Source organism: Stappia stellulata DSM 5886 (assembly GCF_000423705.1).
In the GTDB taxonomy this organism is placed as follows: Bacteria; Pseudomonadota; Alphaproteobacteria; order Rhizobiales; family Stappiaceae; genus Stappia; species Stappia stellulata.
This window is the reverse complement of sequence record NZ_KE384083.1, coordinates 238681-257399: the sequence shown is the minus strand read 5'-3', so window position 1 is coordinate 257399 and position 18719 is coordinate 238681. Positions and strand designations below refer to the sequence as shown.

The 18719-nt window shown below is 65.7% G+C and carries 15 protein-coding genes; 3 read left to right on the top strand and 12 right to left on the bottom strand.

The features are described from left to right. Positions 1 to 17 precede the first annotated feature (17 nt). The 3 genes from G572_RS0118325 to G572_RS0118315 form a co-directional block, all read right to left on the bottom strand. Positions 18 to 1118 (bottom strand): extracellular solute-binding protein, encoded by a 1101-nt coding sequence (locus G572_RS0118325; RefSeq protein ID WP_029059717.1) that lies wholly within the window; start codon positions 1116 to 1118, stop codon positions 18 to 20. Positions 1119 to 1221: 103 nt separating this feature from the next. Beyond that, complete coding sequence (locus tag G572_RS0118320) at positions 1222 to 2316, bottom strand: ABC transporter ATP-binding protein (RefSeq protein ID WP_029059716.1); 1095 nt, start codon at positions 2314 to 2316, stop codon at positions 1222 to 1224. 324 nt (positions 2317 to 2640) lie between these two features. Then, the gene (locus G572_RS0118315) at positions 2641 to 4182 is read right to left on the bottom strand and encodes a trimethylamine methyltransferase family protein (RefSeq protein WP_029059715.1); all 1542 of its coding nucleotides are present in this window, start codon (positions 4180 to 4182) and stop codon (positions 2641 to 2643) included. A gap of 314 nt (positions 4183 to 4496) precedes the next feature. Between G572_RS0118315 and G572_RS0118310 the strand changes: the two genes are divergently transcribed. The 3 genes from G572_RS0118310 to G572_RS0118300 all read left to right on the top strand — a co-directional run bounded on the left by G572_RS0118310 (position 4497) and on the right by G572_RS0118300 (position 9576). Continuing rightward, positions 4497 to 7058 (top strand): GcvT family protein, encoded by a 2562-nt coding sequence (locus tag G572_RS0118310; RefSeq protein WP_029059714.1) that lies wholly within the window; start codon positions 4497 to 4499, stop codon positions 7056 to 7058. A gap of 300 nt (positions 7059 to 7358) precedes the next feature. Further along, entirely contained in the window at positions 7359 to 8375 is a 1017-nt protein-coding gene (bmt, locus tag G572_RS0118305; protein ID WP_029059713.1) for a betaine--homocysteine S-methyltransferase, read from the top strand. Between the two features lie 367 nt (positions 8376 to 8742). Then, on the top strand, positions 8743 to 9576 hold the full coding sequence (locus tag G572_RS0118300) for a DUF1194 domain-containing protein (protein WP_037547421.1): 834 nt from the start codon (positions 8743 to 8745) through the stop codon (positions 9574 to 9576). Between the two features lie 21 nt (positions 9577 to 9597). Here G572_RS0118300 and G572_RS0118295 read toward each other — a convergent pair whose 3' ends face one another. From G572_RS0118295 to G572_RS0118255, 9 genes are all read right to left on the bottom strand, one after another. Continuing rightward, entirely contained in the window at positions 9598 to 10197 is a 600-nt protein-coding gene (locus G572_RS0118295; RefSeq protein ID WP_029059711.1) for a hypothetical protein, read from the bottom strand. 3 nt (positions 10198 to 10200) lie between these two features. Continuing rightward, entirely contained in the window at positions 10201 to 10803 is a 603-nt protein-coding gene (locus tag G572_RS0118290; protein ID WP_029059710.1) for a hypothetical protein, read from the bottom strand. Between the two features lie 50 nt (positions 10804 to 10853). After that, positions 10854 to 12401, bottom strand: coding sequence for an ABC transporter substrate-binding protein (locus G572_RS0118285; protein ID WP_029059709.1), 1548 nt, complete (start codon positions 12399 to 12401; stop codon positions 10854 to 10856). A gap of 1 nt (position 12402) precedes the next feature. Then, positions 12403 to 13281, bottom strand: a complete 879-nt coding sequence (locus G572_RS24620) for an ABC transporter permease (RefSeq protein WP_084650336.1) — start codon at positions 13279 to 13281, stop codon at positions 12403 to 12405. Continuing rightward, positions 13281 to 14219, bottom strand: coding sequence for an ABC transporter permease (locus tag G572_RS0118275; protein ID WP_029059708.1), 939 nt, complete (start codon positions 14217 to 14219; stop codon positions 13281 to 13283). The genes G572_RS24620 and G572_RS0118275 overlap by 1 nt, the downstream gene beginning before the upstream one ends. Positions 14220 to 14435: 216 nt before the next feature. Further along, complete coding sequence (locus G572_RS0118270) at positions 14436 to 16496, bottom strand: ASKHA domain-containing protein (protein WP_037547419.1); 2061 nt, start codon at positions 16494 to 16496, stop codon at positions 14436 to 14438. A gap of 33 nt (positions 16497 to 16529) precedes the next feature. Next, complete coding sequence (locus G572_RS0118265) at positions 16530 to 17483, bottom strand: methyltetrahydrofolate cobalamin methyltransferase (RefSeq protein WP_029059706.1); 954 nt, start codon at positions 17481 to 17483, stop codon at positions 16530 to 16532. After that, positions 17480 to 18376 carry a methylenetetrahydrofolate reductase gene (locus tag G572_RS24615; protein WP_037547417.1) on the bottom strand — a complete coding sequence of 299 codons (897 nt, stop codon included), beginning with the start codon at positions 18374 to 18376 and terminating at the stop codon, positions 17480 to 17482. The genes G572_RS0118265 and G572_RS24615 overlap by 4 nt, the downstream gene beginning before the upstream one ends. Continuing rightward, a complete protein-coding gene (locus G572_RS0118255) occupies positions 18373 to 18672 on the bottom strand; it encodes a virulence factor (RefSeq protein WP_029059705.1) in 300 nt (99 codons plus the stop codon). Before G572_RS0118255 ends, G572_RS24615 begins: the two co-directional genes overlap by 4 nt. Positions 18673 to 18719 lie beyond the last annotated feature (47 nt).

Genomic DNA, 18719 nt, shown 5'->3' with positions numbered 1-18719 from the left:
GCGCCGCCGCGCGCGGCTTACTGCGTGAGCCAGGCCTGGAACTTGGCGTCCAGGTCGTCACGATAGTCCGCCCACCACTCGTAATTGTACAGGAAGGTGTTGGTGGCGTTCGCCGGATCGGTCGGCATGTGCGGGGCCATGTCGATGCCGAGTTCCGCATGCTTGCCGACGAGCGGAGCCGAAGACGCACGGGCCGGACCGTAGGAGATGTACTTGGCCTGGTCCGCCAGACGCTGCGTATCGGTGGCGTACTTCAGGAACTCCATCACAGCTGCCTTGCGATCGTCCGGCAGGCCGGCCGGAACGATCCAGCCGTCAAGGTCGAACACCTGCGCGTCCCACAGCATTTTCACCGGCTGGTCCTGCTCCACGATGAGCGAGAACAGGCGGCCGTTGTAGGTCGAGCCGATCACGACTTCGCTGTCGGCGAGCAGCTGCGGCGTTTCGGCGCCGGCCGACCACCAGATCGTGTCGTCCTTGATGGTGCCGAGCTTGGCAAGTGCGCGGTCGATGCCCTCGTCGGTCTCCAGCACGTCATAGACATCTTCCTTGGCGACGCCGTCGCACAGGAGGGCCCATTCCATGTTGTTGATCGGACGCTTCTCGAGCGAGCGCTTGCCCGGGAAGTTTTCCAGGTCGAACACGTCGCAGATGTCGTCCGGCTCGCGGCCGTTCCAGGCGTCGACATCGGTGCGGTAGCCGAAGGTCGTCGAATAGACGATCTGCGGGATGTAGCAGTCGGAGATGATCAGGTCGCCGAAGTCGTCCGACGCGGGCGTGCCGTCCGGTGCCGCGGCCAGCACTTCGTCGTGATCGATTTCCTCGGCGAGGCCTTCGTCGCACAGACGGATGGCGTCAGCCGCGACGACGTCGACGAGATCCCAGGTCAGGTTGCCGGCTTCGTTCATGGCGCGCAGCTTGGCGACGGCCTCGTTCGAAGCGGATTCCCAGATGAAATTCACATCCGGGTTTTCCTTCATGTAGGGGTCGGTGTAGGCGTTCTTCTGCGAATCCTGGTAGGCGCCGCCCCAGGAAACAACGGTGAGATCGATGGCCAAGGCCCCCGACGTCATCATCGCGCTTGCAGCGCCGGCGAGAAGGAGTGTTCTGAACTTCATGGATTAAGTCCCCTCGTTTTGGTGTTTGCCCGAGGCGGTGCCTCGGGAAGGGCTGCGGGCGCGGTGCCGCGCGCCGCAATCTCTGTTCGGGCCGTTTGCTGGCTTACGCGACGGCGTCGAGCGCCTTGCAGTCGCCGGCGGCCCAGCCGATCTCGACGGTTTGCCCGGTCTTGAGATCGCGCTTTTCTCCGCGGTTGCGGACCTTGACGACAAATTCGTTGTTGCCGGCAACATTCATCCGCACGCGGATATGGTCTCCAAGATAGATCATTTCCTCGATCTGGCCAGAAACCAGATTGTCCATCGTCTCGTGCGTATCGAATTCGACGCGCTCCGGACGCAGGGAAATGGTGGTGCGTGAGCCCACGCCGTCGATGTTGACGGCATCCGCCTTGAGCATCGTTCCGTCGTCCAGCCGAACCGTGCAGGTCTCGCCTTCCACGGCTTCAACGGTTCCGCTCAGCTTGTTGTTCTCGCCAATGAACTGGGCGACGAACGAGTTCTGCGGATTCTCGTAGAGAACATCCGGCCGCGACAACTGCTGAATGACGCCGTCGTTGAACACGGCCACCCGGTCCGACATCGTCAGCGCCTCGGTCTGGTCGTGCGTCACATAGACGATCGAAACGCCGATGTTGTCGTGGATATGCTTGATTTCATACTGCATCTGCTCGCGCAGCTGCTTGTCGAGCGCGCCCAGCGGTTCATCCATGAGCACGAGCTCCGGATCGAACACCAGCGCGCGGGCAACGGCCACGCGCTGCTGTTGGCCGCCGGACAATTGCGCCGGCCGACGCGATCCGAAATGACCGAGCTCGACCATTTCCAGTGCGCGCTTGACCTTCTGTTCCTGTTCCGCCTTGCCCATCCCGCGCACCTGAAGCGGGAACGCCAGGTTTTCCGCCACGCTCATGTGCGGAAACAGGGCGTAGTTCTGGAACACCATGCCGATGCCGCGCTTGTGCGGCTGCACGTTGTTGATCGGACGGTCATTCAGGAAGATTTCGCCGTGGGTGGCGGGCTCGAAGCCGGCCAGCATCATCAGGCAGGTGGTTTTGCCGGACCCCGACGGCCCGAGCATGGTGAGGAATTCGCCCGGCGGAATGTCGAGATTGAGATTTTTGACGACAAGAGTCTCGCCATCATAACTTTTTTGTACGTTCTCGTAACGGACTGCGGCGCCCTTGGTCTCTGTCATCTGTGCCCCTAAGCAATACACAGCAAGGGGCACGCTCTTCCGGCCAAAAGACGGAGCGTAACGCGCTGTTCCCCTGCCACGAACTCTTTGCGGTTCGTTTCAAGACCCTGAAAGTCGCGTCAGCTAAGCAAAATTTGACTCACAATGAAAGGGGGGAGGGGGAAAAATTATTAAAATTGCAAAGAAAAACAAAGCCATGCTGTTGCGTGAGGCGGGGGCCTGCACGATTTGCCCAATACTTTGGCACGGCAGCAGTCGGATGCAGTGTGCTTTTCGACAGGTTGCCGGAATGCGTATTCCGTCCGAGCCGCGGAGTGGCTCCGGCTAGATATTGCTGTCCGGAAATTCTTCCTTTCGCCGAGCCATGAAGCCAATCAGGGCTTCGTCTATTGCCGCGTCGAGCGGCGGTGCTTCATAGGCGGCAAGTGTCTGTTTCCACTTCTGGTTTGCCCGCATACTCGCATCCAACCCGCCGTCTGCGCTCCATTGTTCGTAGGAGTTGTTGTCGGCGATCGCGGAGCGGTAGAATGCCGTCTCGAAGTTTCGCTGGGTGTGGGCGGCGCCAAGGAAATGGCCGCCGGGGCCGACCTCCGCCAGGGCGTCCATCGCCTGCGCTTCCTCCGACAGGTCGATGCCTTTCGCCATCACATGCATCATGCCGAGCTGGTCGGCATCCATCACGAATTTCTCGTAGGACGAGCACAGGCCGCCTTCGAGCCAGCCGGCGGAATGAAGTGCGAAATTCACGCCCGCCTGGAGGGTCGCCATGATGGTCTGGGTGGATTCCTGCGCCGATTGCGCATCCGGCGTCTTGGACGCGGTGAAGGATCCGCCCGAGCGGAAGGGAAGGCCCGCACGCCGGGCGAGCTTTGCCGCGCCGTTGAGCAGCAGCGTGCCCTCCGGCGAACCGAACGTGGGGGCGCCCGACTGCATGGAGATGGAGGAGACGAAGGCGCCGAAGACCACCGGCGCGCCGGGGCGCACGAGCTGGGTCAGCGCGCAGCCGGCCAGCGCTTCCGCCAGGACCTGGGAGAGCGTGCCGGCAACCGTGACCGGGCTCATCGCGCCGGCGAGAATGAAGGGCGAGACGATGCAGGCCTGGTTGGCCGCCGCATAGACCTTCAGCGCGCCCAGCATCGTCGCGTCGAAGACGAGCGGCGAATTGGCGTTGATCAGCTGGATCATCACGCAGTTCTCGTCGACGAAGGCGTCGCCGAAGACGAGCCGCGCCATGGCAACGGAATCCTCCGCCCGTTCCGGTGCCGTCACCGATCCCATGAACGGCTTGTCGGAGTATTTCAGGTGGGAATACACCATGTCGAAATGGCGTTTGTTGACCGGCAGGTCGACCGGTTCGCAGACCGTTCCGCCTGAATGGTGGAGCCAGGGGGAGGAATAGGCGAGTTTCACGAAATTCCGGAAGTCCTCGATCGTGCCGTAGCGCCGGCCGCGGTCGAGGTCGGTGACGAAGGGGGGGCCGTAGACCGGGGCGAAGACCGTATTGTTGCCGCCGATCTCCACGCTGCGCGCCGGGTTGCGGGCATGCTGTGTGAACTGTGCCGGCGCGGTCTTGATCAGCTCGCGCAGCAGCCCCTTGGGAAAGCGCACCCGCTCGCCGTCGACATCCGCGCCGGCGTCCTTCCAGATCTTCAGCGTTTCGGGATCGTCGCGAAACTCCAGCCCGATCTCGGCGAGCAGCCGGTCGGCGTTGGCCTCGATGATCTCCGCGCCTTCGTCGCTCAGGATGTCGAAGAGCGGAAGATTGCGCGAAATATAGGGAATGCTTGCCCCCGCGTTCGCGCCGCGCCGCTTTTCCGTCCGTGCCGCCCGTCCGCGCCGTCCCGCGCGCTCTGCCTGTTCGCTCATCTTTGAAACTCAACCTCGTGTGTCGGGCCTGGTGTCGGGCTGTCCATCGTTACTGTGCGCCCGATCGCTCGCGACCTGCGGCCCGAAAGCGTCGCGCGATTTCCTAAAAACGTCATGGGCGGGAACGGGGTGAGGGTGCGGCGCAAGGCGGTGCCTGCGCGGCGGGCCGGCCGGATGGACGATTTGGTTTGCTTGTCGTCGCGGCGACACCCGGATGACGCAATTGAACAACCTGGCCCCGAAAATTCCCGCGATACTGCCGGCACGAAGGACACGATCCGCCGCGCACCCGGCGGGAATGAAGGGGTTGAAGGATGTCGGCTTTTCCGGACAAGGCACAGATCGTCATCGTCGGTCTGGGCGGGATCGTGGGGGCTTCGATCGCGCATCACCTGATCGAACGCGGCTGGACGGATATCGTCGGCATCGACAAGTCCGGCATCCCGACCGACATCGGCTCGACGGCGCATGCGTCGGACTTCTGCTATTCCACGAGCCACGACTTTCTCTCCACATGGACGTCGCTCTATTCCATCGATTTCTTCGACAGGATGGGAAACTATGAGCGCTGCGGCGGCTTCGAGGTGGCGCGCACCGGCGACGACACCTGGATGGAGGAGATCAGGCGCAAGGTCACCTCGGGCAAGGCGTTCGGCACCCGCGCGCATCTTGTCACCCCGGCAGAGATCAAGGCGAAATTCCCGCTGATCGAGGAGGATCAGGTCCAGGGCGGGCTCTACGATCCCGACGCCGGCCTCGTCGTGCCGCGCTCGCAGGCGGTTGCCGGCAAGCTGGTCGACCAGGGCGAGACGACCGGCGCACTCAAGGCCTTTGCCAACACGCCGGCGAAGTCGCTGATCGTCGAGGAGGGGCGCATCAAGGGCGTCGTCACCCATCGCGGCACGATCCATGCCGATCACGTCATCGTCTGCGCCGGGCTTTGGGGCCGGCTGATCGCCAACATGGTGGGCGAGGACCTGCCTGTCATGCCGGTCGATCATCCGCTGACCTTCTTCGGGCCGTTCAACGAATTCGCCGGGACGGGCAAGGACATCGGCTATCCGCTGATGCGCGACCAGGGCAATTCCGCCTATATGCGCGACACCGGCGACCCCAAGACCACCGAGGGCGGCCAGATCGAGTGGGGCTATTACGAGACCGACACACCGCGCATGTGCCACCCGCGCGACCTGCAGGAAAAGGAGGAGGCGCGGCTCTCCCCCTCGCAGCGCGACCTGGAGCTGGAGCAGGTGATGGAACCGCTCGAGCGCGCCATGGAGCTGACACCGGTGCTCGCCGAGCTTGGCTACAACGAGACCTGGTCCTTCAACGGCCTGCTGCAGGTTTCCGCCGCCGGCGGCCCCTCCTGCGGCGAAAGCCAGAAGGTGCGCGGGCTTTGGTATTGCGTCGCCATCTGGGTCAAGGACGCGCCGGGCTTCGGCAAGTTGATCGCCGACTGGATCACCGACGGGCGCACGGAAATCGACCATGCCGCGATCGACTATGCCCGCTTCTATGCCCATCAGACGGAAGAAAGCTACATCGAGGGGCGCTGCTACGAGGCGGCGCAGAAGATCTATTACCCCGCGATCCATCCGCGCGAGCCCTATGCCAGCGGGCGCGGCGTAAAGCGTTCGCCGTTTTACGAGCGCGAGGTGGAGCTTGGCGGCCACTTCATGGAGCTGGGCGGCTGGGAACGCGCCCACGGTTATGCCGCCAACGAGCCCCTGCTGGAAAAATACGGCAACCGCATCCCGCTGCGCGAAAACGAGTGGGACGCCCGCCACTTCTGGCGCGTCTCCAACGCCGAGCACCTGGCGCTGAGCGAGGATTGCGGGATCATCAACCTCTCGCATTTCTACATGTTCGACGTCGCCGGGCCGGATCACGTCGCGCTGCTGGAATGGCTGTGTGCTGCGAAGATCGGCGGCGACGGCAACATCGGCAAGGGCATCTACACCCACTTCCTCGACGACGAGGGCATGGTGCGCGCCGATCTCACGGTGTTCCGCATGGCCGACCGCTGCCGCATCGTCGATGGCGCCGATGCCGGCCCGCGCGACTTCCACTATGTGAAGCGCGTGGCGGCGGACAGGGGCTTCGACGTCACGGTCACCGACGTCAGCGAGGCCTACACCACCATCGGCATCTGGGGCCCGAACGCGCGCGAAAACCTGAAGAAGGTGGTCTCCGACCCGGCAGCGCTCGACCCGGACGCCTTCCCCTTCGCCGCCATTCGCCAGATCGAGATCGCCGGCAAGTCCGTCATGGCCTTGCGGCTCTCCTATGTCGGCGAGCAGGGCTGGGAACTGCACATGAACTACGCCGACGGGCTTGCCGTCTGGGACGCCTTGCGCGCGCTTGGCATTCCGGCCGTCGGGGTCGAGACCTATGCGAATTCGCGGCGGCTGGAAAAGTCGCTGCGCCTGCAAAACGCCGATCTTCTCACCCAGTACAACCTCTATGAAGCGGATCTTGCCCGGCCGAAGGTCAAGGAGGCGGAGTTTCGCGGCAAGGCCAAGCATCTGGAATACCGCGCCCGCGATCACCAGCCGGCCATGCTGTGCACGCTGGTGATGACCGACAACACCGATGCCAATGGCGTTGCCCGCTTCCCCGTCGGCACGCTTCCGGTGGTCGATCCGGCGACCGGCGAGACGCTGGTCGATGCGCTTGGCCGTCGATCCTACACCACCTCCATCGCCTATGGCCCGACGGTGGGCAAGAACATCGCGCTCGCCTATTTGCCGCACGAGCAGGCGGAAGTCGGGCGCAAGTTCGCGGTCGAGTATTTCGCGGAAAGCTTCCCCGTCGAGGTGGCGGGCGTCGGCTATGCGCCGCTCTACGACCCGCAGAACCTGAAGCCCAGGAGCTGAGGAGACGGGAGACACCAGCGACAGTCCCGCTCCCGGGGCATGAATCCAGTGGTGGCCGCAGAGGTCGTCGCTCACTCAGGCCGTCACCCCGGACGCAGGCGAAGCCGGAGATCCGGGGTCTATTGGCGCCCTCAGCGGGCGAGGGGGGCTGTGCGGTCGAGACCGGCCGAATAATTCTGTTCCGCGCTTGGGTGCGCGGCTCGGTGGATTGGACCCCGGCTCGGTGGCCGGGGTGACTGTTGAGGGCGGGGCGGGGCCTGTAAGCGGTCGGCGCCTTGCGACATATTGAGGACCAAGGCAGTGAGCAGACTAGAGGATCTTCTGGCGGAAAAGGGCACGCTGCTCGCCGACGGGGCGACGGGCACCAACCTCTTCGACATGGGGCTGACGTCCGGCGATCCGCCGGAGGAATGGAACGTCACCCAGCCGGACAAGATCCGCGCGCTGCACCGAAATTTCGTCGAGGCCGGCGCCGACATCATCCTCACCAACACTTTCGGCGCCAACCGGGACCGTTTGAAGCTGCACAAGCTTCAAGACCGCGTGCATGAGTTGAACGCCGCCGCCGCCGGTCTGGCGCGCGAGGTTGCGGACAGCGCCGGGCGCGCCGTGATCGTCGGCGGCTCCATCGGCCCGACGGGCGAGCTTTTCGTGCCGCTCGGCGCGCTCACCCACGAAGACGCGGTCGCAGCCTTCACCGAACAGGCGCAAGGTCTGAAGGACGGTGGCGCAGATGTGCTGTGGATCGAGACCATGTCGGCGGCGGAAGAGATGAAAGCCGCAGCCGAGGCGGCGGCTGCCGTCGGCATGCCCTTCGTGGTGACGGCCAGTTTCGACACCGCCGGACGCACGATGATGGGTCTGAAACCGGCGGCGCTGGGCGCGCTCACGGGCGATTTCGCCTGCACCCCGGTCGCCTATGGCTCCAACTGCGGCGTGGGGGCCTCCGACCTCCTGGCCGCGATCCTGGAAATCACGCAAGCCTTTCCGGAGGCTGTCGTGATCGCCAAGGCGAACTGCGGCATTCCGGTCATTCAGGGCGACGCTGTGGTCTACACCGGCACCCCGGAGCTGATGGGCGATTATGCAAAGCTCGCGATGGACGCCGGCGCGCGCATCATCGGCGGCTGCTGCGGCACCTCCTATGCGCATCTGGCGGCAATGCGTTCAGCGATAGACGCGCATCGGGCGGGCACGCGCCCGAGCGTCGGGGAGGTGGTCGCCCACCTCGGCCCGCTGGTTTCCCCGCCAGCGGCGGAGACGGGAGGCGAAGACGGCGAAAGCACCGGGCGGCGTGGGAGACGCCGGCGGGGGTGAGGGGATGGCGGTGAAACATTGCGCAATGCCCCTCTCGGCTTCTGGTTGCCCCCTTCACTCCCTGCAACGCCACCGATGGGCGCGCTGCCATACAGTCGCTCGCCTGTCGCCATGAAAACATCCGGCGTCCAGCTGCACCGTCCACGGGCGCTGCGCACTTGCGGCATCCGCCGACGCCGCTGTAGCAGCCGGTCTCGCTGATCAGCGAGAACGTAGGGTTTGCCTGCGCCGGCGTTCTCCCTCCTCATTTCCGGTGTCATCGCGAGCGCCCATTGACCGGCGGACGGGGCAAGGATCATGCCGCGCCTGTTCCCGTCTGACAGCAATCGAGGCTGGCGTGCGGGCGCCGTTGCGGTACTCTGAAGGGATGCGAACGCTCGGCCAGATCGGTCCGGTGCTGCGGGCCTTCTTCCTTTCCGCAATCGTATCTGCGGCGATTGTCCCGTCCGCGCGCGCCGAGGTCGCTGTCGATGTGGCGCTGGTGCTGGCTGTCGATGTGTCGCGGTCGATGTCGCATGAGGAGATGCGCATCCAGCGGCGCGGATATGCGGATGCGATTTCAAGCCCGCAGGTGCTGCGCGCGATCTCGCAAGGCCCGCATGGGCGCATTGCCGTGACGCTGTTCGAATGGGCCGCCGACTATCATGCCCGCGAGATCGTCGCCTGGACCGTGATCGAAACGCGCGCGGACGCGCAGGCCATTGCGGCCACGCTGCTGTCACAGCACAGCCGGGGCGAACGGCGGACCTCGATTTCCGGCGGGATCGATCACGCTGTCCGCCTGCTTGAGGCGGTGCCGTTCCTGGCCGACCGGCGGGTGATCGACGTCTCCGGCGACGGGCCGAACAATCAGGGCCTGCCGGTAACGATGGCGCGCGATGCAGCCGTCCGCAAAGGCATCACCATCAACGGCCTGCCGCTGATGACCGAGGGCGGTTACGGCTCGCAGTTCAACATCCCCGATCTCGACGAATATTACCGCCGCTGCGTGATCGGCGGGCCGGGCGCCTTCATGATCCCGGTCAACGACTGGGACCAGTTCGCCGAGGCCGTGCGGCGCAAGCTGGTGCTGGAGATCGGCGCTCTGGAGCCGATGCCCACGGCCACCGAACGCGCCCGCGTGATGCCGGCGCAGTTCGATTTCGCTCCGCCCTACGATTGCCTGATCGGCGAGAAGATCTGGCGCCAGCGCGGCTGGTAGGCGGGGCTGTCGCCGGCGCCCCTACAGTGTGCGCAGCCACGGCAGAAAACCGTCGAGAAACCGGGTCGTGGCCGGCATGAAGTGGCTGCCGTGATGGTACATCGGATCGAGCGCGGTCACGATCATCCGGCCCGGGGTGGTGTCCCTGTCGTCATAAAGCACGGATCCGGTCCCGGCGACGTCGATCAGGCTGGTCGCGCCCTCCGGCACGTCGAAATGACCGTGATGGTGCCAGGTCGCGTCCTCCAGGGTGATATGGGAAAACAGCGGATGACCGGGCGCGACCGTCTCCAGACCGAGGCTTCCGCCTTCCTTCCACCACCAGAAATTCGTCGGCGTGTCGTGCCAGACAACGCCGTCAAGCCAGGACGGCTGCCCCGTCGACCCCATCGCGACGACCGTTCCGCCGCCGGCCAGATAGTCGGCGAATTGCGCGCGGCAGGGTATGAGTTGCGAGGGATCGGTGCGGCAGGAGACGAGCACGAGGTCATGGTCTGAGAGATCGGTGCGGGGAAGGTCGCGGATGTAGACGATTTCGTCGAAATGCGCGCGGTAGCGCTCCTCGTGGATCGTGCGGTGGTGATAATAGGTGCCGCTGTCGAGAACGGTGATTTGGGCCATGGGTCAATCCTCTCCTGCCGCCCAGCGGCACAATTGCGGAACGATGCGGGCGCTGCTGTCGGACGCGCCTGCATACATCCACAGGTCATTGCCCGCGTGCATGAGAATGCGCCCGCCGTCGGGGCGCTCATAAACCCAGTCGCAGGGCACGCGCTCAGGCCCCAGACCGTTGAGCGCGACGGCGCCGGCCGGCGGGGGATTGTGGCCGCGCGCGTAAAAACCGGCGACGCCGCGCCGATAGGTGAGATCGTGCGCTTCAACGCCGGCAAACACGGGATGCTCGGCGAGGCGGTGCACCTCCAGCGTTTCCAGGGTCACCTTGGGCAGCACTTCGAAGGGACGGAACTCGGGGAGCATCGGCCAGGCGACATGGCCGTTGAAGACCAGCGTTCCGCCGCCGTCGAGAAAGCGGGTAATCTTTTGCGTCAGCGTTCCGAAGAACCGCTGGTCGAGATGGGCGGGGACGAGCAGGGCGCGGTAGCGGGACAGGTCGACCTCGGCGAGGGCGTAGTGGTCGATCTGCTCGAGGTCGGCGACGAAGCCGGAAATGTCCGGCAGGTCGCCGCCCGCACCCTTGATCGGCTTGAGGAAAAGGCAGGAAGCCATCGGTCGCTCCGAAGTGGCCCGGCCGGCGGCGTGCCGGCCGGGTTGCAGGATCAGTTCTTGGTGACGGTCTTGAAGTCGTAGAAGAAGCCCGACGGGTGAACCTTGTAGCCGTCGACCGCCGCGCTGGAGGCGGCGACATAGACCTTGTGCACCAGCGGAATGATCGGGGCGTCGGCTTGCAGGATCTGCTGGGCGCGTTCGTAGGTGGCGAAGGCCTCGGGGCCGGCGTCGAGGGTGCGCCCCTTGTCGACGAGCGCGTCGAATTCCGCATTCGACCAGAACTGGTGGTTGAGGCCGGCCTTCGAGTGGAACTGCGACTTCAGGTGAAGGTCCGGATGGCCGGTCATTTCCGGGGTCCAGAACACGACGGAGACGTCGTAGTCGCCCTGCCGGACGCGCTCGAGCATGCCGTCCCAGGTGTACATCTTCACATCCGTGGCAATGCCCTGCTGCTGGAGCAGAATGGCCATCGCCTCGGTGATCGTCGGCATTTCGGCGCGGCTGGAGTAGCTGAGGATGCGCAGGGTCAGCGGTGTGCCGTCCTTCGTCCAGGTGCCGTCGGTCTTCTCGTAGCCGGCCTCGCGCAGCAGCGCGGCGGCGGCCTGCGCGTCGACCTCATGCGGCTCGACCTTCTCGCTCGACCAGGGGAAGGAGGGCGGGAAGAAGGTCCAGGCCGGCGAGCCGATGCCGTCGAGCGCGCCCTTGACGACAAGCTCGCGGTCGACGAGCAGGTTCACCGCCTTGCGGATGCGCACATCGTTCAGGACGCTTTTCTCGCCGGCGTTGAAGGCGCCGTAGTAAAGGCCGGCGCTTTCGTCCTTGTAGACCTTGAAACTGTCGTCGCGCGACAGACGGGCGGCGTCGGAGGGCAGAAGGTGGACGACGAAGTCGACCTCGCCGGTCTCCAACGCCAGCGCGCGGGCGTTGTGGTCGGGGATGTAGCGGTACTCGATGGTCTTCAGCGCGGGAGCCTCGCCCCAGTAACCGTCGAAACGCTCGACGATGGTGCGGTCCTGCTTGCGATAGTCGGCGAAGGCCCAGGGGCCGGTGCCCACAGGCTTGACGAAGTCGCCGGCTTCATTGAAGGAGGCCTTGGCGTAAATCCCGGTGATGGCGTCGGTGAGCTGGTTGGGAAGTGCTGCGAAGGGGCCCAGGGTTTCGATTTCAAGCGTGAGCGGTTCGACGGCGGTCATCGACTTGATGGAAAGCAGGTCGGCGGCATAGGGCAGCAGAGCGATGACGCGCTCGAGCGAGAACTTCGCGGCTCTCGCATCGAAGGGTGTGCCGTCGTGGAAGGCGACGTTGTCGCGCAGGGTGAAACGCCAGACGGTCGGCGCAACGCGCTCCCAGGAGGTCGCGAGGCCGGGCACCAGCTTCATGTCGAAGTCGAGCTTGACCAGCGTGTCGAGGATTTCGCTTTCGTTGAAGAAGCGGCTGCGGCGCGGCTTCATCGACAGCGGCAGCGCTTCCCACATGGTGGCGACGACGAGCGTGTCGGACGGTGTGTCGGCGGTCGCTGCCGCGCCGGGTGCGAGCAGCGTCGCGGTGGCGAGCGCGGCGAGCGCGAGCTTGCGCAGCCGGGTGAGGCGAAGGGTCATGTCAGCTCCTTGTTGCGAGGTGGTTGGTGCGGCCGTCGCGCAACCGGTCTCCCAGGGCATCGCCGAGGAGATTGATCAGGATCACGAAGGCCATGATGGTGAGGCCCGGCACGAGCACGAGCCTCGGATATTCGCGGAGATGGTTGCGGGATTCTGCGATCATGCGGCCCCACTCGGGCGCGCCGGGCTCGACGCCGAGGCCGAGAAAACTCAGCCCGGCGAAGGACAGGATGACCCAGGACAGGGAGTAGCTGCCCATCGCCAAGAGCGGGCCGAGAATGTTGGGCAGGAGGTGCCGGCGTATGATCGCAAGGCGCGGCACGCCGAGCGCCTCGGCGGCGACCACATAGGTCTTCGCCCGTTCCACCATCGTGACGTTGCGCACGAGCCGGGCGTATTCGGTCCAGTGCACGGCGGCGAGGGCAAGGATCACGGCCTTGAGGCCCAGGCCGAGGACGCCGGCGATGATCATGGCGACGGCGAGTGCCGGCAAAACCGAGACGCCTTCGCACAGGCGCATCAGCACCCGGTCCGCCGTGCCGCCGACATAGCCGCTGACCGCGCCGGTCAGGGTGCCGACGGAGGCGGCCGCGAGAACGACGGCAAGTGTGGAAAGGGTCGTGAGCCTTGCGCCGTGCAGCAGGCGCGATAGCAGGCAGCGGCCCATGGCGTCGGTGCCCAGCGGATAGTCGAGGCTGGGCGCGGCCAGGCGGTTGAGGATGTCGGCGGCATGGGGATCGTGCGGGGCAAGCAGCGGACCGGCAAGCACCAGCGCAAGAAACAGTGCGACCGCGACGGCAAGCCCCGTGCCGTGGCGCGCGGCGGCGCGCGCGATGCGGGCGCGTCCCGCACGGGGCCGGGCGGGCGCGATCCGGGTCATCACACCATCTCCCGCACGCGCGGATCGTAGAGGGCGATGGCATAGTCGACCGCGAGGTTCACGACCGCATAGCCGCCGGCAACCACGAGAAAACAGGCCTGGATGACGGCATAGTCGCGCGCCAGCAGCGCCTCGACCATCATCCGTCCGATGCCGGGCCAGCCAAACAGCGTTTCGACGATGATCATGCCGTCGAAGATGCGCGCCAGCTGCATGCCGGTCAGCGTGAGGACGGCAGGAAGGATGTTGGGCGCGGCGTGACCGAGCAGCACCCGCGGCTGCGACAGCCCCTTGGAGCGGGCCGTGCGCACATAGGGTTGCGACAGTTCCTCCAGCAGGCAGCCGCGCACATAGCGCGCGAGGATGCCGGAGATCGACGTCGCGATGGCGATGGCCGGGAGCACGATATGCGCCGCCGTGCCGTGGCCGGTGCTGGGCAGCCAGCCGAGTGTCAGCGCGAAGAAGAGGGCCAGCAGAAGCGCGTACCAGAAATTGGGGATCGACATGCCGACGACCGCGAAGGCCGCAAGCGCCCGGTCGAGCGTGCTGCCGGGAAAGGCGGCGCAGAGCGCACCGACCGGAAGCGAGATCACGAGCGCCAGACCGAGCGCGGCCAGCGCAAGCTTCAGCGATGCCCCCACGCGCAGTTCGAGATCGTCTAGAACCGGCGCGCCGGTCACCATGGAAACGCCGAAATCGCCGGTCAGCAGCCGGCCGAGCCAGCGCAGGTATTGCAGCGGAAGGGGCGCGTCGAAACCGTGTTCTGCCGAAAACCGGGCCACCGCCTCTTCGCTTGGCAGGGTGCCATCCATCTGGGACATAAGCAGGATTTCGGCGAAGTCACCCGGCAGAAGGCGCAGCAGCGCAAAGCCCGCGATCGAGATCGCGAGGAGCAGGACGCAGGTGGAGGCAAGCCGGATGAGCAGGAGGCGGATCATGATGGCGGCGCGAAAGCGGGTGACGAATAAAACTTGACTGCAAAGTGCATGTTTTATCCGGCGCGTCCATGCGTGCGGCCGAAAAATATGAGTTTTTAGATCATGTTTTGAAAATCAGTGCGATTATCCACATGTCGCCACCTCCTGATGGTGGAGAAAGGGCATGCAATGCGCTTCAGGGTTGCCGGATGAGGCGTAGCGCCGTCGGCGAAAGCATCAAGCCCGTCGGCGACGACGCCTGCGTCCCGTGTCGTCCTGGCCCTCGGGCGTTTCGTCCTCCGCCGCCGGCTCGGGCAGTGCGACGGCGGCGCGCAGGCGCGGAAAGGGATCGACCTTGTTCGGGAAGGCCATGGCATTGACGAAATGCTCCTGGAACTTCGGCTCCAGGGCGGTTTCGATCTTTTCGATTTCGCGCACCACGCGCTCGATGGTGCGCCGTTCGCCCCGGTTGACCAGCGCCATGCGGGCGCCGGTGCCCGCCGCATTGCCGACGCTTGAGATCTCGGAAAGCTCGCAATCGGGGATCAGCCCGAGGATCATCGCGTATTTGGTGTCGATGTAGCTGCCAAAGGCCCCGGCGAGGCGAATGCGTTCGATCTGCGGATTGCCGAGCTTGTCGAGCAGCAGTTTCACGCCGGCATAAAGCGCGGCCTTGGCGAGCTGGATCGCGCGGATGTCGGTCTGGGTGATCACAAGCTCGATGCCCTCGCTTGCCACCACATACGCATGGGTGCGGCCTTTCTGGACGATGCGCGGGCTCCTGGCGGCGAGCCGCCCGTCGATGCGTCCGTCCTCGGTAACAACGCCGGCAAGATAGAGCTCCGCCACCGCCTCGATGATGCCGGACCCGCAAATTCCGGTGACGCCGACCTGATCCTTTTTGGCTGAAAATTCCGGATCGTCCGACCATTCGTCGAGGCCGATCACCTTGAAGCGCGGCTCAAGCGTGTCCTTGTCGATGCGGATGCGCTCGATGGCGCCGGGGGCTGCACGCTGGCCGCTGGAGATTTCCGCCCCCTCAAAGGCGGGACCGGTCGGAGAGCTTGCCGCAAGCAGGCGCGCGTGGGTGCCGAGCACGATCTCCGCATTGGTGCCGATGTCGACCATCAGCGTCAGCGCCTCCGCCTCGAATGGGCGGGTGGAGAGCGTGGCGGCGGCGGCGTCCGCCCCGACATGACCGGCGATGCAGGGAAGCACATAGGCGCGCGCGCCGGGGTTCAGCTCCAGGTCGAGCGCGCGCGCGGTCGTATGGACGGCGCCGGAAACAGCCAGCGCGAAGGGCGCGCCGCCAAGCTCCGTCGGGTCGATGCCCAGAAACAGGTGATGCATGATCGGGTTGCCGACGAAGACGGCATCCAGCACGTCACCGCGCGTTGCGCCGACATCGGCGACGAGTTTGGCGACCAATGCGTCGACAGCGGCACGCACCGTGGAGATGAGATCCGGCAGCCGCGCCGGGTTCATCTGCACATAGGAGACCCGCGACATCAGGTCCTCGCCGAAGCGGATCTGCGGGTTGGAGGTGCCGGCCGACGTTACCGTGCGTCCGCTGGTCAGGTCGCACAGATGAGCGGCGATGGTGGTGGAGCCGATGTCGACGGCAAGCCCGTAGACCGTGCTCTTCTCGCCGGGCCACAGTGCAGTGACGCAGGGCCGTGCCTCGCCGTCCTGCCAGATGGCGGCTGTGACGCGCCAGTCGCCGGCGCGCAACACCGACTGCACGCGCGAAAGGAGCGGCGTGTCGAAGGTGAGGCCGGGCAATCCGCCCGCTATCGCCAGCGCCTCCAGAAGCCGGTCGGCATCGCCAAGCGGCATGTCCATGTCCGGTTCCGCGATCTCCACGGTGACAAGCCGGATGGCGCTGTCGGCGGCGACCTTCACGGCTTCGGCGCGCTTGCGCACCACCTGGCGGTTGGTCTGGGCGTCGGTCGGGACATCGACCACCATGTCGCCCTGGATCGTCGCCTGGCAGGACAAACGCCGGTCGGACTTGAGCTCGCGCAGGGACGCGTAGCGCGCTTCCGCCTCGGTAACGGGGCCGAGATGGTCGGCGGAACTGGTCAGCTTCTCCTTGGCGAAGGCGCCTTCGGAGACGGAGATCTGGCAGCGGCCGCAGATGCCGCGCCCGCCGCACACGGATTCCACATAGACACCGAGCGCGCGCGCCGCATCGAGCAGCGGCGTGCCGGGCGCAAACGTTCCCCGTCGTCCGCTCGGCTGGAAGACGACGCGGGCCAGTTTGGTCGTCGCGGGGGCGGTTGGCGGTTGTGATGTCATGCCCGGTGTCCGTTCCTGTCCGGGTGGTGCGGTTCAAACGGCCGCGCGCCGACGCCCCTCGCGTCCGCCGCGCCGGCGGCCGCCGGCGGTATCGCCGCCGGAGGGAGCCGCCGCGGCGACCGCGCCCGGCGTGTGATCGCGATAGGTCATGATCCAGTCATGGCAGTTGGGATCGGCGCCGGTCAGCACGTTGGCGCCGCGCACGGCTTCCATTTCCTGGGGGCGGCAAGGGTTCATGATCGCGCTGGTCATGCCGGCGGTGATCACCATGGGAATAAAGGCGGCGTTGATACCGTGACGATGCGGCAGGCCGAAGGAGATGTTCGACAGGCCGCAGGTGGTGTTGACCTTGAGTTCCTCGCGCAGCCGGCGCAGGAGCTGGAACACCTGCTTGCCGGCGCTGCCCATGGCGCCGATCGGCATGACCAGCGGGTCGACAACGATGTCATGGGCGGGAATGCCGTAGTCGGCGGCATGCTCGACGATCCTCTTCGCCACCGCGAAGCGCACGTCCGGATCCTCGGAAATGCCGGTCTCGTCGTTGGAGATCGCGACGACCGGAACATTGTACTTCTTGATGAGCGGCAGGATCGCTTCCAGCTTCTCCACCTCGCCGGTGACGGAATTGACCAGCGGACGGCCCTTGGCGACGCGCAGGCCCGCCTCGATGGCCGCCGTCACCGAACTGTCGATCGAAAGCGGCACGTCGGTGAGCCCCTGCACGATCTCCAGCGTCTTGACCAGCAGCGGCGGCTCGGTCTCGTTCGGATTGACGGCGGTCACGCCGGCGTTGACGTCGAGCATGGTCGCGCCCGCCGCGACCTGGGCGAGCACGTCCTTTTCCACGGTCGAAAAGTCGCCGGCGATCATCTCGGCGGCGAGCTTCTTGCGGCCCGTCGGGTTGATGCGCTCGCCGATGACGCAGAAGGGCTGGTCGAAGCCGATGATGATCTCTCGTGTGGCCGAGGCCACGATGGTGCGTGTCATTGCGCTATCTCCGCGGGGTACGGGCGCAGGGGGATGGGCTGATAGGACCAGCTCCCGCGCTGAAGGAGCCATTCGGAGGTCTTTGTCAGGCCGCCGAAGGGAAAGACGTGGATCTGTTCGAGCTGCGTGTGCGGGCGGGTCTCGATGCGGGTCTCGAGCGGGCCGATCATGCTCTCCGGATCGTAGCCCGACAGCAGGGAGACCACCGCGCCGCCGCGCTTTTTGAGGAAGGCGAGCGAGTTTTCGACGCCGGCGAAGGCGGCGTACTTCAAAAGCGTCGTCATCTTGGCCGGACCGGCAACGCCGATGTGCACCGGGAAGCGGTTGCCCCAAGACGCGATCTCGTCGAGCCACAGGTTCACCCGCTGCGGATCGAAGCCGAACTGGGTGACGATATGGAAATGCGCGTCGCTCTGCGCGGCGATCTCGTGCTTGCGCATCAAGAAGGCGCGGATCGTGTCGGACGGAATGTCGGGCGCGCCTTCCGGATGACCGGCAATGGCGATCCGCTCGATGCCGAGTTCGTCGAAGAGGCCGGTCTCCAGCATGGCAACGGAGGAGGTGAGGGGGCCGGGCGTTTCCGCCTCGCCGGCAATCGCCAGCACCTCGCGCACGCCCGCCTCGCCGACGAGCCGGCGCAGACGGCGGTCGAAGGCGTCAAGGCTTTGATAGCGGCGCGCGGCCATATGCGGTACAGGCACCAGCCCCTGGTCGTGAATGGCAAGGGCGGCCCGCACGATGTCGTCCTCGCCCGAATTGCCGAGATCGGTGAGATAGACGCGCGTCAGCCGCGGGACCAGCGCGAGGATCTCTGGCTTTTCCAGCGCCTGGCGCGGCGAGACCTCGGTGGAGGCGGTGAAGCGCCCCTGGGCATTGAGGCGGGGATCGGTCATGTCGCATGCCCTCCGGAGGTGATGAGCGCCTTCAAACGCTCTTGTGTGTAGGTCGCATCGAGATCCGCAAGGGCGGCGTCCGCCTCCTGCTCAAGGTCGTCGCCGACGCTCTCGGGCGCGCCGCGTCGCCATTCGGCCAGATAGGCATCGCTGTCCTTCGCGCCGATCGTCATGGCGCACCGGTCGATTGCGTGAATGAAGCGCTCGGGCAACTCGCGCCGAGCGGTCTTGCGCCCGGCCCTGACCAGCACCTGGGCGGGGATGTCCCGCCAAAAAACGATTGTCTTCTGCGCCACCGGGCCGCTCCGTGAGCCGTGTTGCCATCAAGGCCATGATGCCCGCG